The following is a 15,336-nucleotide window of genomic DNA, read 5'->3' on the forward strand; positions in this document are numbered from 1 at the left end:
CAGTTTGGGCACTTTCATGGTGCCCAATTTTTTACGCTGAAATCTACGTAGCTAATCCTCTAAACCCATCAATATTCTTAGCCACCATCAGTGCGGCATCCAGTTCACTGATTTTATGTTTCAGCATAAGCTGTTTACGCTCCGCTTTTTCATGCTTTTCTGTCATTCCAAGCGCCAGATAAATACTTGGCGGTACGACGCGGAACAGTGCTTCAACCTTATGGCTAAGCACCACGCCTTCAGTGTATTTACCCTGTGCTTTGGTTGCCGATAATAACAATAACCGCTGTTCTTCGGTCAGGGATTTGAAACGACTAATTTGCTTAACTTCGTCCGGCGGCATGACCAGTAACTCCCACCACTCAATCATATTCAATAGCTTCTCTGCATCAGCCGGGAAGTCGGCCAGATTCTGGGTTGCCAACCACAGCCAAACGCCTAATTTACGCCACATCTTAGAACCTTTGGTGAGGAACTTAGCCAGCAGCGGATTGACGGTAATAATATGGGCTTCGTCGGTAATATTAACGATAGGGCGCGATGAGTGCTGGTTTTTCTCGCCCAAATTATTGATGTGATTAATCAGGGAAATATAGGATATCGCAAGTTGTGCTTCATAGCCCTCGCGAGCAAAGGTAGCAAAGTCTACCAACGTAATGTCAGCGTCTGGCCATGTCTGACCCTCACGATTAAACAATTCACCCTCAAATCCGGAGCAAAATAGCCCCATTGATTCTGCCATTTCATAGGCTCGGTTTCGGCGAGACTCGGGCAGAGTGTTATCGTGAGATAACTCAAACAGGGCATCCCGAATATCTTGCGTTAAGGTCTGCCGTTGCTCCTCATAGGTTTTATGGGCTGCATTCATAATCGCTTGCCGAATCATGGCTCTATCCGGACGGGTTAGTCTGGCATCTTCTCTGGCTTCACCGCCGGTGATCATTAGACGTGCCGTGATCTCCATTTCACCAAGAATGTCGCGTTGAGCGTCTCCGTCATCTTCATTGGTATTTTCTTCGGTCTCATCCTCAAACTGTTCGACTTTAGCGGGGTCTTCACCCATCAGACGCCAAGAGTCGGCAAATAACGGCAGGGTGATGCCGGAACCGGGTTTTAAGCTGATCTTATTAACCGTCAATCCGTAGCGTTCGGCATAGTCAGCGGTGAGACCAAATGAGTCACCGGCTTCAATGATAAACAGATGTGGGCGATGGAGCGCCATCAGTTGAGCTATTTTACCGTTCAGCGTGGCTGATTTACCGGCCCCAGTCGGCCCTAAAAGCAATAGATGTCCATTTTGCGATCGATCATTTTTGTTTAAGGGATCGAAGGTTAATGGCGAACCACCCCGGTTGAAGTAACTGACTCCTGGATTTCCGGTGCCAGTCTCTCTGCCGAAAAAAGGCAGTAAGTTAGCCATGTGCTGAACAAAGTTAAATTTGGTATACAGGTTACGTTTGTCTCTGGCGGGTTCAAAGCACATCGGTAGCCAGCGGAGATAGGCACTCAGCGGCGCGACCTCATCATTTTCCTGAATAGGCACTAAAGAGGCATTGAGTAAAACATTGTTCAGCTCTCTAACTTGTTTTTGCAGTAACTGAGTATTTTCAGCGGTTAAATAAAACGCTAATGCGCTGCGATACATCTTGTGGCCATCTTTGAGATAGGTTTTTACTTCCTGACAGTCCGATTTTGTGTAGATCGAATCAGTATTTTCACCAATAGCTCGGTCAGCCAGCTTATTCAGATGCTCTTCAAGCTGGTCCTGTGGATAGATGACGATAGTCATGCTCATAATTGTGGATTCAGGCATTAAATCGAATAAGGCATTAATCCCATCACCTTTGCGGTTCTCTCCTGTGATATGCCCGACTCTCGGCGCTTTGCGTAAGCGATCTACCACCACAACCCGGTGAGGTCGAGCATCAAAATACCAGTTACCCTCTTTACTGTTTGACGCTGGTTCAGTAAACAGCAGCGACTCGGCAAAATCGGTCAGAACTGGCAGATTCTGAGCGTCCTGTTCGGCATACCCGGCGAGCTGATAAAACTGTTGCCGATCTTCAATAAACGCTGGGGCAGGATTAAACCAACGCAGCAGCCAGTCATGAACCTGCGCTGCCGACTGGCGGTGCAGTTTGAGGCCTGCGCCTTTGAGTGCGCCGATGATGCGTTCACAAATATTGTTGAGTGCGTCTTCCGGTGTCTGCCCTAGCAGGGTGGGATCGTTGTTAGGAATATAGCGATAGATAACCATCCGGTTTCGGCGCAATTGCCCCCGCCACGGGGTTTTTGTCACTACATCGTCAAAGAACAATCCGTTAGGTTTTGATATGTTATGCAGGTGCCGGTCCATCTGATTCAGCCATTCCTCAGTAAACGCGCTGCCTTTGGCCTCGGGGACTACATAATTACGCAGTGTCTGCATATAAGAGGAGAAGTCACTTTCATTTTGACAGTAGAACTGAACAATCCATGGATGGTTGTCTGTCTCTTCGAAACTGTCTTGCAGGGCATGGGTAATGATATCCCTGACTTCTTCCAATCGTGACTCTGCCCGACCTTCGGTGCCGATGGGCGTTATCTCATAAACTGCACCAACGCTGTGGCCATCATCAAGCAAGAGCGTTTCACTGTGACTTTGATACTCAACCCACGGCAACAAATCGACAAAAGATTGCCCTTTGGCATAGAGAAAATTCACATCAGCCTGCGTTGTTTTACCACTGCGTACCGGTCGTTTTTGGCCTGTTTCAGCAGGTTGAGTTTCGGCATCTTTCTTTATTGAGGCATGAAATAATGATTTCATTACAACTCTCCTGTTCGTTCGCCTGGTAGAGCGTACTCAACGCGGCTATGTAGCGAAAAAACGGTGGAATAGCCGGGCACTGGCGTCGTTCCCTTACCGGTTAAATGAGGGAAGACATACATGACCAAATCAGGGTTCGGCAGGCGTGGAAAAAGTTGGTTAACTTCATTTTCCGCCGTACGAGTATACTCCCGCTGGGCAGCGGTCATTGTATCCGGTGATGTTAGCGGTCGTCGTAGCTGAGTGCGCATATCGAGTAAGGTTTGAGAACCACCGGCTTGCTGATGCCACAGATCCAGCATACTTTTGCCATTTGTCGGCAGGATATCTTCTTGAGAGGTACTGCAACCCACCAAGGTGATGGTGAGTATGAGTAAAAGTGTTTTTTCATGTACTCACCTAATCCAGTTCTGCGTTGATATTAGTGGCATCGTCATATTTAACTTTGCGGCCCTGTTGCTCATAATCAATGGGGATCTGCTTGCTGATATGTATCGCGATAGGATGGCCCGGAGGGACATACACAGCATCAAACATTTGGCCGTAACGTTGCTTAAACCAATCACTGGTCTCTTTTAAGCCGCCCCCGAGCATCTGACCAAGAACATACTGGCCGCTGCTGCCAGTGACGGCAGTTGTTACAGAGCTGCCATCGACGACGGTGGTCGTATTACCATTGGCAAAGGCATCGGCGGCAGCGGCTGAACCTGACAGCAAGAATTGGCTGCCGATATATTCAGCTGCGTTGGATTTTCTCGTACCCGGTACGCAGGGTAATCCCTGTGGATCGGATATCCAGCCAATCACACTGCTTTGCTGGCTATCACCACTATTCTGCGCTTTGTCTGAGGCTGGAGGGACGGTACGCACTGTTCCGTCACGGAATACGAAGGTGATTGAATGAACATTGCCCCTGACGCATGAAAGCGTCCAGTCGCCGGAGGCTGAACCTGACATAACGGCTCCTTCAACGTCGGGCAGTTCAATCCCGTTAGCAGTCAGGTTATCTCGACCTATCAACACCTTAAATGGATACGGGTCGGTTACCGTGCCGTTAATTGGCACTCGGCCAAGTAGGGCGGTCATAGCGACGGAACCCATCAACGTTGAATTTTCAGGGAGTGTGTAGACAGGCTTCGCATCTTCAATATCCCGCTCGCCTTTGAGTGCTGCACGAAATTCCTTTTGATCTTGACCTAATTCAGAGTCATCAAGAGATTTAAAACGGGTAGGGAAGCTGAAACCCGGAGATGATTTTTGGGCATCATCATTAATGGCATCCTGAGGCTCAATCCAACGAATGTTATTGCCCGATTGGTCGGGTAGATCGCTTGACTCTAAACCCAGACCGATAGGTAAATCCCCCGATAGATGGTTACTACTGGTCAGCTTTTCTAAACGTGATTGAAACTCATCAACCAGTGAGTTTTGTTGAGAACGCATTTCACCCCGCAGCGTATCCCGCTCAGAATTAAGTGCGGACGCTATTCGAGTATCAACGCTCTGCTCTCGTTCTCTAAGAAGCTGGTTTTCTTTTAGTAGCGTGGAATTGTTGGTTTTAATCTCTTGGAGTTCACGCCTATATTGTTTCATTTGACCCACTAACGTCGCCACCGTATCGGCAGCGGTATCACCGTCAATACCGAGTGCTTGCAGCTCCTCATCGGTTAAGTCAGCCACCGCAATTGACACTATCTTTTGATTATCCGAATCTGGTGACGGCGCATTACAGGATTTAAGTCCGATAAATATGGCCCCTAAAACAGCAATAGGTAGGATCAGCTTGAGCATATTATTGGGTTTCAGCTTCATGGCTTTGCTCCCAATTTGTTACTGGTTTCAGGGACTGGCTCTGGTAGAACCGCTTGTTCTGCCCCATGGTTGCGAGTCACTAAATACACCACCGTTGTGTCTTCAGGCGTTCCGATTGCCCCTAACCAAGCGTGCTGGAATGTGGCAGCATAAAAATGGCCTTGGAGCGCCCTGGGGTCGAGAGCAATTCGTTGGCGACTGGTATTTTTTAGCTTAATTGCAGTAACAACATAATTGCCGCTACGCCAGGCATTGAGTGGGGTTGCGATGATAGGTTCACTGGGCAAGAGCGTTGAAATAGTAGCAGGGAGTCTGACGGATACTTGCTGAATTCCTGGTAATGCCTCGATGGTGCGCAAAGGGGCATACAGACTTTGCGCTGCATAGCGCGTCAGGGCAACCGGCTGTGGAATAGAAAGCGTGTAGGGCTGCTCTGGTTGAGCCTCCGATGCTGTGTTTTGAGTTCCCCGCCCCCCATCTTGCTGATTGCTGAAAACACTATCACCGTAAACTAACTTAACTGGTTCAAGCACCGTTTTACCGACTTTAGCACTGATATCGAGCAGTATTAACTCACCATTTTCTACGTTCCGCAGCTGTAAACGGCTGGGGGGAAATGGCTCGTTGGCCAGTAGATACACTGTACCACCGGCGCTCTGTAGCCGAATTTTACCGTCAAGGCTGGCTGGATAGCCGATTCGAACGTTTCTATCAACGAAAATGATCCGCTCTTGATCCACGTTTAAACTAATTTGCAGAGGAATGCGTTCCCATTTCATCAATTCAACCGCTTGGGCACCGGCACTGATTAAAACCGATAGGAAAATGAGGATATGTTTCATTTATCCGCTCCTGAAGCTGGGGCAGCTTCTAATCGCTGTGGGTTAGCGGAGTAACAGTCGATGGCTAATCCCCATGGATTATTTTCTGCATCCACGTCATAGCGTACAACTTTGATGGGATAACGAACGAGAGCCCGTTTAACCGGCTCAGAACGGTAATATTCATCGACCGTCAAATCGAGCGTAACTAACCAGTTGTCCCGGTCGATAACTTCGACACGTTTGTTATTGAAACCTCTGCCCGGGATCTCATAAGTCCCTCGGACACGATCTCTTAGCTCACCGGCGTCACGCCGATAACGATAATCTTGTTCTAATTGAGAGTGGCAAGCGGGTGTCAGGTAAGCATTTAACGATTGCAGGTTACGGGCGTAGTCAACGTCGCCATTGGTTGGCCAGCGGTTGAGCTGCTGAAAAATATAAAACGTAAAGGCGTAGACACTACCGGGAGGGACTTCCCACCAGGCTCTGGTGCTCCCGGCTCGTAAGTCTGGAGGATTATGAATGGTTAAATCTCGTGGTGCGGTTTGCCATCCGTACCACAATCCCATGGCGATGATCAGAATAATAACCAGACCTAAACGCAGCGAGTTGATATGAGAATCTCGGGCGGCCAGTGCGTGTTTAAATTTGCTCATGGCTTAACTCCGTTTTATTGACCAAATGGCGCCGAATTGAATTAATCGCGTATCACCAAACCCACGTCGGGCGAACCATGCAGCAATTGCCAGATAGAGCCAGGTATCTGGCCTGCCGCGTTTAAGGCGTGCAAAGTATTTACCGCCCCATAAAATAGCTAAGGCCGCAAATAGCAGGGCGCAGGTGGGTATGAGGGGCCAGAGTTGCAGAGCTATAGCGGGAATAACGCCGAAAAATAACCCGCTAAAGAACCCAAGCAAGAAGGCGATAAAAAGCTCGCTGGTGGTGAGACCCCGAAATACGGACGGTTCTCTGTTGAGTCGGTCGGGTAAAAAGTCGATTGAGGCCATATCAAAGTATCTCAGAGGCTTTGGTCAGCAACCAAATAATGACAACCAGCAGAACAGCACCTACACCGGCGATAGCCCCAAGGTCTTTCCACTGCTTTTTACCCGTTTGGACTTCTGCGTAGGTTGCGATACAGCTATTAGCAACTGAGAGAAATCCGACGGCACAGATCCCCAACGCCAAGAGAATGACAATATCGTAACCGTAGTTTTTTATGGTATCGACGATCCCTTTGCCTTTACCTCTAGAGGGATCTTCCATGGTGGGTAAGTCGGCTCGGGCCATGACGGGAGTTAAAAAAATGATGACGCTAACGATAGCGCGTTGATATATCTGAACGATAAATTGTATAAAAGATATACGCATGCCATGTTCTCCATTAGCTTAAGGCGAGCCATAAGCAAAATAAAATAAGTAATACTGTGCGCCCGGTGATACTGCCGAGCTGTTTCCAGCTAACCTGTCCCGAACTTATCCCTCTAAAGGCGGTAATCAGCACCCAGGCGGCAAACAAAAACAACGAGGCAGAGAAAAGCGCGAGTAGCATCAGGTTCATCGATTCAGGTTTGGCGTTACTGCCAGCTTGAAATGCCGCAGATAAGTCAGCGCTGTTCATCGAACGGTTTCTCGTCGGTATTCACCCACCAAGGGAATAGGTACTCGGGGTTGAGCTCGTGAAGGCGATAGATATTGTTCAATGCCGGAACGCATTAGTTGGATATCATGATGGATCTGCGGGTAATCAAAGAAAAAACGTTGCTCAGTTACATTGGATTGCGCCGTCTGGTGGGCTCTTTTCAGCGTTGATTCAATTTGAGCTAATTGTTTTAAAGTAAGAGCGAGTTCTTCATTCTCACTGGCATGGAGTGGCAGATTAAATGATGCGCTAATCAATAGCACTAACCATTTAGAACAGCGCATAGAAGGAGCCTCCTGTTGACGATAAGTGAGTCAACAGGATGGCGTTAAGATAAGACTATTTCAGTGGGAAATTGAGTTTTGGTTTAGAAGAGTTTCTATTTTATGTTTAAAAGTTCATCACGAGCTTTAGGTTCTAATAGTCCACATGAAATTAATTCTTCAATATCTTTAGGCCTACTTTGTAATGATTTCAATTGAGCTTTAAGATATACCTCATTCCATCTCAATTGCTCAATGTCAATTTCATTTTCAGCTAAAGGTGGAATATCAAATACAATATCGCGAATTGAATAAGCTTTAACTGGAGCCATTGAAAATGGTTGTTTAGGCTCAAAGGGGGAAAGTTTATTTCTAAGATCAATCAGTTTTGGTAAATTATTAGCTGAGTCAACCATATTTTGTGGGTTTTTTTCTCCATTCAATTCTCTAGCTTGAATTTGAATTCTTGATTTTATAGCTGTAGTACTGGGTAAAATATAATCTCTCAATAGAAAGTAATATTCAAGCTGTCTTAACATTGCATTTTTACCCAATAAATATGAGTTTTTCATACTGTCTTGCCAAAAAGATTTATCTAAACCTTGATTCTGCGTAGGACACGCATGTTTCAATGTTCTTATAACATCTTCTTCAAACATATTAATGCTAGTTAGTGTTATTAATGTTTGCCTGTAATCTTCATGCATTATTTTTTTATGGCATCAATTTCTTCTAAACTAACTGAGCTAAGAAATACAGATGAGTCTTCAATATGTTTATCAAAATTGGCCAAAGCTGACTCGATAGGGGTAATACAGCTTTCTTTAAATTCTTGGCTAAATATGAAATTGCTTTTGTTAAGTTCTAAATAACAGCTAGAATATGAATCACCTAATTCATTCGTTAAATCTAAAGCCTGATTAAGCGAGGTTAGTGATAAGTTTTTTTGTTGTAGCTTGTCATTTTTGTACTCAGAATACTGTTTTACTCCAATATAACCAACGAGTAAGAGAATGAAAATAAAGAATGAGCGTAAACACCACTGAGTGATGGTGAGACGTTGAAACCAATGCCCATAAAAACTTTTTTGAATGTCAGGATACAAACCTATGTGATCGCATATTGTATTCCATCCCCACAGAGATATTTCACATTTACCTTGTTCTAGACGTTCTTGGGTTAACTTTACTACATATTCTTGGATTTTTCGGTCATCGGGTGCAGTGGTTAAGATAATTAAATGATCAATTTTTCGAGGAAATTTAGAGATATCTTTGATAATTTGATCAATTTCTTTAATCGAAAAGTTTTGTCCAAAACCATCACCTTTGCCTTTACACTGTAATGCAATGAATTTGTTATTTTTTGTAAGAGTATATAAGTCAACACCATTCTGAAATTGGCCATTACGGCCCCAACGTTGAAATTGCTTACCATATATTTTACTGAGTAATGCTCTACAGAGTCGTTCAAAATGTTGCCAATCTCTTGAAGGGGAATAGCTTGCTGAATGGGGCATATCGTACTAAATAACTGCGCCTAATAGTAGATCACCGAATGGAACTCAATCCGGTTTGAGCGATCTGATCAATCGCCAAAAAGAACATATCGCCAACCGGACTGAGTTATGCCGATCATAGCACCGATACCCAGAAATGAACGACGTCAGATGGAAAAAATTGTCCATAAAACAACAGACAAAAACCATTCCAGACGTCTCATGGCCATGCTGATGTTACATCGTGGTGAATCACTCAGTTATGTCGCTAAAAACCTGTGTGCAGCACGTTCCTCCGTCGGTCGCTGGATTCACTGGTTCACACTATTTGGCATCGAAGGCCTGAAAAGTCTTCCGCCCGGACGCCCAAAAAAGTGGCCTGTTGAGGCGATGATGCGCATGCTCAATTTACTTGTTGAGCGCTCTGCACAGGACTTCGGATATCTGCGGTCACGGTGGAGTACTGAGATGCTAACGATTGAAATTAATAAACTATTTAATTCAACTTTGCATCCAGGAACGATCCGTCGCTGGCTACCTGAAGGTGGGATTGTCTGGCGCAGGGCAGCTCCGACATTACATATTCGCGATCCCCTCAAAGATGAAAAACTGGCAGCGATTAATGAAGCATTAGAAAAAAACTGCGCTGACCATCCCGTCTTTTACGAGGATGAGGTGGATATCGATTTGAATCCCAAAATAGGCGCTGACTGGCAGAAAAAAGGACAGCAAAAACGAATCCCTACGCCGGGAAAAAATGAAAAGCATTACCTTGCCGGAGTACTTCATGCGGGAACGGGCAGAGTGGACTACGTCAGCGGGACAAGTAAGAACTCAGGTCTATTTATCAATATGTTACGAAAGTTGAAAAGTACATATCGCAGTGCAAAAACAATTACGCTAATCGTTGATAATTACATCATTCACAAGAGCAAAAAAACGTTGAAATGGTTGGAGGATAATCCGAAATTTACTGTTATTTATCAGCCAATTTACTCTCCGTGGGTAAACAAAATAGAACTCTTATGGTTGGCCTTGCACGAGACCATCACGCGCAATCATCACTGCAGAACAATGTGGCAATTATTGAATAATGTCAGACAATTTATGAAAGCCGCTTCACCTTTCCCGGGCAACAAACATGGGCTAACGAAAGTGGAGCGGTATTAGGCGCAGTTATTTAGCTTCTTGAACTTTATTTCCCCACCATGCCATGAGTTCTTTACGTTGCTCAAGGTAGGTTGAACGATTATAAGAACGACGAACATCATTCTGATCCACATGGGCTAACGCTGCTTCAATAACGTCTGGATTCCATTCAGCTTCATTCATTGCAGTACTAGCTATTGAGCGTAAACCGTGTGCAACAAGCCTTCCACCCCATCCGATTCGTTTTAATGCCGCATTAGCCGTTTGGCTATTCATCGGTTTTCCTGGGTGAATTCTGCTTGGAAATACGTATGAGTATGCTCCACTAATTGGTTTCATTCGTTCCAGTATCTTTATTGCCTGAGGAGATAAAGGCACGGAATGGGCCCGGCGCAGTCCTGTTCTGCCTTTCATATTCTCCGCCGGGATATGCCAAATAGCTTGTTCAAGATCGATATTTTCCCATCGAGCGTTGACCGCCTCATTGGGTCTGATTAACGTTAGCATTTGCCATTCAATTAAATATCTTGTCGTCAATGACAGGTTAGATAACCTAATTGAGGACATCAGTTCTGGTAATAATTCAGGCCTAATAGTTGGGAGGTTTTTTTTGAGCGGCTTTTGAAATGCTTTAGCAATACCGGAGGCAGGATTAGCATCTAACAAACCAACATTCATCGCATATATCATTATTTCATTAATGCGCTGTATTATCCGACGCAGTGTTTCAAGCGCACCTCTCTCTTTTACCGGCTGTAATATGTCAATGAGCTTTCGGGCTGAAATTTCGCTGATGGGGATATTTTGGATCGCGGGTATAACGTCATTTTCTAAAGAGCGCCACACATCTAACGCATAATCTTCAGTGACCGTTTCTTTCTTTAACTCAAACCATTCCTTAGCTACATTGAGGAAGATACTTGCCTCTAATACTTTTTGTTCCTCTTTATCCGCCGTTTCTTTAACTTTAGGATCGATACCACTCGCCAGCATCGATAAATAAGTTGCTCGTAGCTCTCTTGCCTGGGCTATTGAAATAGAGGGGTAAGACCCTAAACTAATTCGGTTCCTTGCGTTGCTGTAAGGGCGCTTATAACGAAAGTGCCAGTATTTATTGCCGGTAGGTGATACGACCAAGCTAAGACCATTACCATCTGAAAGAGAAAACTCTTTAGTTGCGGGTTTAGCTTTACTCACTTCTGCATGGGTTAAAGGACGAGTAATGATAGCCATGGCTAGCTCCTAACGTTGACAGTGAGAGGGAGTGGGTTAGTACTCAGTAGTGCCTGAGGACGCTGAGGCAAACCGTCGTAATCATCTGTGGCGTAAGTAATTTCAGCTATACGAAACTGAATTTGGGCCCAAGAAAATTGATGTGTCAGATGTTGGGCCGATATCTGGGCCGATTTTTTGTAGAATGGTGTGGATGCATATGGACTAATATGGACATAAAAAAACCGTATCCTCTTGAAGAAGATACGGTTTCCTGTACTTTTAAGGACTTGTCTGGACGTCCTTGGAAGGTTATGTGGTGGAGCTGGCGGGAGTTGAACCCGCGTCCGAAATTTCTACACCGTCGGTACTACATGCTTAGTCTGGTCTTTACATTCGCCTGACAGCTGCGGACAGACACGCCACTACCAGACTAGCTTGATTAATTTTAATGCTTCAACCCCAAGCAAGGCATCCACACGATCTCTTTTGGTTTTGACCTCTCTTGATCCCCGTCCTAAGAGCGGAGGCTAGGGAGAGAGGGCTCTGAGCAGGTTATTAAGCTGCTAGTGCGTAGTTTTCGTCGTTTGCGACTATTTTTTTGCGGTTTATTAACGAGGCCTACCGCACCTCGGCATGCACCTTGGGTTTCGCAAATCCCGTCGAATCCAGAATCAGCCCCAAGTTGATTAAACGATTATAACAGATTTATCCCTGCACACACCAGCGACTTAACCGTTTGCCGGTTTTATAAGCAGAGTGATTAAACGGGCGGCCTGACAGAGCATCGAGACACCACCGTCAGGCCGGTTAACGTTTGAGGATTACTTGCGCTGCCCTTTAGAGAGCATCCATTGCCATTTTTGTTCGCGGTTTAGCTCCGGAGGGGGAACGCGCAGCGATGGATCTAAACGTGAAACCGGATCGTTGTCAGCTTCATTATTGACCGCGTTCTTGATGCGGGTAGTGATCACCTCATCAATATGGCTCACCTGAATCAGGCGCTGACACTGACAACCTCGACCTTCCAGCTGGTTAGGCACGCTTTTGGTTTTGCAGGTTATCTCATCAACCGCAGAAAGAATATAAGATACGGTGTTGATGGCTTTACACGGAGTCAGCTCGAAATGCTCGGCTATCTCTGTTGCGCTAATCCAACGACTTTGCTGCATTACCCAACGGGCGACGGAAAGATATAAAGGTTCTTGAACATACTGTCTGTACATATTCTCACCTATTTCATCAGGACTACTAACCTATAATATTGCCAGCATTTATCTATTTTTTAGTGCAATAAATAGATGTCACGACGATGTATTGATATTTAACTTTTTAATTATCAATCTGTCTGAATATACCTAATCATGCTGCAAAGAACTATGTGTTTTTATGCTATTTTTTATAAAAATATCAATAATTTGATAATGTTAATTCATTGTTTCAATAAGGTGTCTCTGGCGTAATTTAAAATGGCTATTTGTGACATTTAAATAAGACGGGACTACCTTTTTTGATCGCCATCATTAATTGATAATAGATGATGACTTTCGCTATTTTAGTGCCAGACGATAAATCAACTTTCGGATTTATTTTATTATTTTGTTTTAAGTTTCATTGGATTACTGTTTTTGTGCGGTGGATCTGAGTTCGGTTTCAGATAACGAATAAAATTAATCAATATCTGCCTGGAGGATAAAATGAAACCGGAAAATAAAGTGAATGTTCTTGAGTGTATTTCTCAGGAAATGCGTGATGTATTGCAATTTCAATTACAAAATGCCAAACCTCTACCCGCTAATTCAGATTATGGAACTATTCGCCAAAGTTATATTGACGAGCGTAAATATTGGAATAGTGAAGGGCCTGAAATGGCAAAAACGCAATCGGTAAAAATAACCACTAAATATGGTGAAACCGGGACGCGAATATATTATCCACAACACACAACCCGGGCCACCCTGTTTTATTTACACGGCGGTGGTTTTATTGTGGGTAATCTCGATACTCACGATCGCATCATGCGCCTGTTGGCACATTACACCGGCTGTGCGGTGATCGGGGTCGATTATTCACTTTCTCCTGAAGCACGCTTTCCGCAGGCAATTGAAGAGACGGTTGCCGTCTGCCAATTTTTTCATGCTCACGCAGCAGATTATCAGCTAAACATGCAGCAGATTATCAGCTAAACATGCAGCAGATCGGCTTTGCGGGGGATTCTGCCGGTGCCATGTTGTCATTTGCTACTGCTCTGTGGTTGAGGGATCGTAACATTGACTGTGGTCATGTTGCTGGTGTGCTGCTCTACTATGGGCTGTATGGTTTGCGGGACTCCATGACTCGTCGCCTGTACGGTGGCAGTTGGGATGGCCTAACTCAAAAAGATTTAGAAGAGTATGAGCAAGCCTATCTGGCTAACGAACAGGATAAGGAATCACCTTATTACTGCATATTTAATAATGATTTAACCTGTGATATTCCACCTTGCTTTATCGTTGGGGCGGAATTTGATCCGTTAATCGACGATAGCCGGACGTTATACCAAACCTTGCGTGAACATCAACAGCCTTGCTGCTACCAGATGTATGCCGGAACCCTGCATGCATTCTTACACTATTCCCGCATGATGAAGAGTGCCGATCAGGCCCTGCGCGATGGGGGCTGATTACTTCTGTCGCCATCTGGATTAACCCGTCTGCTGAAGGTTGCCCGTTTGGGCAACCCATTCAATACATTAGTAAAACTAGCTTAGTAAAGTTTCATTTGGCTGGTCTGCTCCAGCGACATGCCACGAGTTTCCGGTGCCAGTATGACAGACACCAGTAAGCCAAACAGTGATACACCGGCACCAACCAGCATGGTGGCAGAAATTCCGTACTGCTGCATAAACAGCGGTAATCCATAGATGGAAATCATGGTACCTATGCGGCTGAGGGACATGGCCGCACCAACCGCAGAGGCGCGAATGGCGGTAGGGAACAGCTCATTAGGATACAACCACTGTAGAATACCGGGGCCTCCGGAGAAGAAAGCATAAGTAGCAAAGGCAATAATAATAAACAGAATGCCGGGCTCAGAAACAAAGCCCAACAGCGCCAGGGCGATGGTCATCATGGTAAAACTGCCAATCAACAGCGGCCTGCGGCCAATACTGTTCAGCCAGTACATGGCAGGAAGACAGCCGAGCATGAAAAACAGACTGATGACTACATTGCCCAATACTGCATCTTTTCCTTCGCTAAGACCCAACTGGGTGATGATCTGTGGGCCGAAGGTATAAATGGCAAACATTGGGATCACCTGACAGGTCCAGATAATGGCGACAAACAGCAGCGAAGTGAAATGGCGGCGGGTAAAAATCTGGCGATAGCGGGTTTCAGGTTCCTGCTCCTCGTCGAAAACCACATGCTCGCCAAACAGTTTAAACATCAGCTCTTTGCACTCTTCCACCCGGCCTTTACGGATCAGCCAGCGGGGTGATTCCGGCAGTTCAAATCGACCCAACAGAATGATAATACAAGGAATAGCTGCGCTACCCAGCATCCAGCGCCAGCCGTTTTCCATATCGTAGAGTAAGTAACCCACCAGATCGGCAGCCGTTGCGCCGATATACCACATGGCGGCAATAAACCCCATGGTAAAGGCTCGTTGTTTGGTACTGGAGAATTCCGCAATCATGGAGGTAGCAATGGGGTAGTCAGCCCCAATCACAATGCCAATCAGAAAGCGCATTATTACCAGTTCCAGCGGGGATGATACAAACATCGTAGCCACTGAAATCAAACCGATGGCCAGAATATCAATTAAAAACATCAGGCGGCGACCAACCAGATCGGCGATATAACCGAACAGGGCAGTGCCAATAAACAGGCCAACCAGCGTAGCGGCACCGATTAAACCTATCCAGTTAGCATCCAGTTTCAAAACCGGGGTAAGTTGTTCCAGTGAAATACCGATGATGACCAGAACATAGCCATCAAGAAAAGGGCCTCCGCTACCCCACAACATAATTTTGCGGTGTATCGGTGAAAAACTAATGTCATCGAATTTTTTATATTGTTCCATAAAGTGTCAGGCCACATTTGTTATGCCTTTGGCCGATTCGGGAACCATCAGGCTATTGTTATTAT

15 protein-coding genes, 1 other RNA gene and 1 pseudogene are annotated in these 15,336 nt (G+C 45.4%); 2 read left to right on the forward strand and 15 right to left on the reverse strand.

What is annotated here, in order from left to right:
* Nucleotides 1-43 precede the first annotated feature (43 nt).
* From GOL65_RS16015 to GOL65_RS16065, 11 genes are all read right to left on the reverse strand, one after another.
* A complete protein-coding gene (locus GOL65_RS16015) occupies nucleotides 44-2,809 on the reverse strand; it encodes a conjugative transfer ATPase (protein WP_140919658.1) in 2,766 nt (921 codons plus the stop codon).
* The gene (locus tag GOL65_RS16020; protein WP_179038547.1) at nucleotides 2,809-3,180 is read right to left on the reverse strand and encodes a TIGR03751 family conjugal transfer lipoprotein; all 372 of its coding nucleotides are present in this window, start codon (nucleotides 3,178-3,180) and stop codon (nucleotides 2,809-2,811) included. The genes GOL65_RS16015 and GOL65_RS16020 overlap by 1 nt, the downstream gene beginning before the upstream one ends.
* 28 nt (nucleotides 3,181-3,208) lie before the next feature.
* Nucleotides 3,209-4,621, reverse strand: a complete 1,413-nt coding sequence (locus GOL65_RS16025) for a TIGR03752 family integrating conjugative element protein (protein WP_130592164.1) — start codon at nucleotides 4,619-4,621, stop codon at nucleotides 3,209-3,211.
* Complete coding sequence (locus GOL65_RS16030; RefSeq protein WP_130592163.1) at nucleotides 4,618-5,463, reverse strand: TIGR03749 family integrating conjugative element protein; 846 nt, start codon at nucleotides 5,461-5,463, stop codon at nucleotides 4,618-4,620. Before GOL65_RS16030 ends, GOL65_RS16025 begins: the two co-directional genes overlap by 4 nt.
* Complete coding sequence (locus tag GOL65_RS16035; RefSeq protein ID WP_130592162.1) at nucleotides 5,460-6,101, reverse strand: PFL_4703 family integrating conjugative element protein; 642 nt, start codon at nucleotides 6,099-6,101, stop codon at nucleotides 5,460-5,462. The genes GOL65_RS16030 and GOL65_RS16035 overlap by 4 nt, the downstream gene beginning before the upstream one ends.
* Nucleotides 6,102-6,104: 3 nt before the next feature.
* Complete coding sequence (locus GOL65_RS16040) at nucleotides 6,105-6,452, reverse strand: TIGR03750 family conjugal transfer protein (RefSeq protein ID WP_130592161.1); 348 nt, start codon at nucleotides 6,450-6,452, stop codon at nucleotides 6,105-6,107.
* A gap of 1 nt (nucleotide 6,453) precedes the next feature.
* The gene (locus tag GOL65_RS16045; protein WP_130592160.1) at nucleotides 6,454-6,816 is read right to left on the reverse strand and encodes a TIGR03745 family integrating conjugative element membrane protein; all 363 of its coding nucleotides are present in this window, start codon (nucleotides 6,814-6,816) and stop codon (nucleotides 6,454-6,456) included.
* A 13-nt stretch (nucleotides 6,817-6,829) separates the two neighbouring features.
* On the reverse strand, nucleotides 6,830-7,066 hold the full coding sequence (locus tag GOL65_RS16050; protein WP_130592159.1) for a TIGR03758 family integrating conjugative element protein: 237 nt from the start codon (nucleotides 7,064-7,066) through the stop codon (nucleotides 6,830-6,832).
* Nucleotides 7,063-7,371, reverse strand: a complete 309-nt coding sequence (locus tag GOL65_RS16055) for an integrative conjugative element protein, RAQPRD family (protein ID WP_130592158.1) — start codon at nucleotides 7,369-7,371, stop codon at nucleotides 7,063-7,065. The genes GOL65_RS16050 and GOL65_RS16055 overlap by 4 nt, the downstream gene beginning before the upstream one ends.
* A 95-nt stretch (nucleotides 7,372-7,466) precedes the next feature.
* Complete coding sequence (locus tag GOL65_RS16060; protein WP_130592157.1) at nucleotides 7,467-8,009, reverse strand: hypothetical protein; 543 nt, start codon at nucleotides 8,007-8,009, stop codon at nucleotides 7,467-7,469.
* 47 nt (nucleotides 8,010-8,056) lie between these two features.
* Entirely contained in the window at nucleotides 8,057-8,869 is an 813-nt protein-coding gene (locus GOL65_RS16065; protein WP_130592156.1) for a PDDEXK family nuclease, read from the reverse strand.
* Nucleotides 8,870-8,977: 108 nt separating this feature from the next.
* Between GOL65_RS16065 and GOL65_RS16070 the strand changes: the two genes are divergently transcribed.
* Nucleotides 8,978-10,018, forward strand: coding sequence for an IS630 family transposase (locus GOL65_RS16070; protein ID WP_140921537.1), 1,041 nt, complete (start codon nucleotides 8,978-8,980; stop codon nucleotides 10,016-10,018).
* Between the two features lie 6 nt (nucleotides 10,019-10,024).
* Here the strand turns inward: GOL65_RS16070 and GOL65_RS16075 are convergent, their stop codons facing one another.
* From GOL65_RS16075 to caiF, 3 genes are all read right to left on the reverse strand, one after another.
* Nucleotides 10,025-11,230 (reverse strand): integrase domain-containing protein, encoded by a 1,206-nt coding sequence (locus GOL65_RS16075; protein WP_140921369.1) that lies wholly within the window; start codon nucleotides 11,228-11,230, stop codon nucleotides 10,025-10,027.
* Nucleotides 11,231-11,526: 296 nt separating this feature from the next.
* Nucleotides 11,527-11,891, reverse strand: a transfer-messenger RNA (tmRNA) gene (ssrA, locus tag GOL65_RS16080).
* Nucleotides 11,892-12,033: 142 nt separating this feature from the next.
* A complete protein-coding gene (caiF, locus tag GOL65_RS16085) occupies nucleotides 12,034-12,435 on the reverse strand; it encodes a carnitine metabolism transcriptional regulator CaiF (protein WP_130592083.1) in 402 nt (133 codons plus the stop codon).
* Between the two features lie 471 nt (nucleotides 12,436-12,906).
* Here caiF and aes point away from each other — a divergent pair.
* Nucleotides 12,907-13,871: pseudogene (gene aes, locus GOL65_RS16090) on the forward strand (acetyl esterase).
* A gap of 83 nt (nucleotides 13,872-13,954) precedes the next feature.
* Here the strand turns inward: aes and GOL65_RS16095 are convergent.
* Nucleotides 13,955-15,271 carry an MFS transporter gene (locus tag GOL65_RS16095; protein WP_179038453.1) on the reverse strand — a complete coding sequence of 439 codons (1,317 nt, stop codon included), beginning with the start codon at nucleotides 15,269-15,271 and terminating at the stop codon, nucleotides 13,955-13,957.
* Nucleotides 15,272-15,336: the final 65 nt, after the last annotated feature.

The organism is Limnobaculum xujianqingii, from assembly GCF_013394855.1.
In the GTDB taxonomy this organism is placed as follows: Bacteria; Pseudomonadota; Gammaproteobacteria; order Enterobacterales; family Enterobacteriaceae; genus Limnobaculum; species Limnobaculum xujianqingii.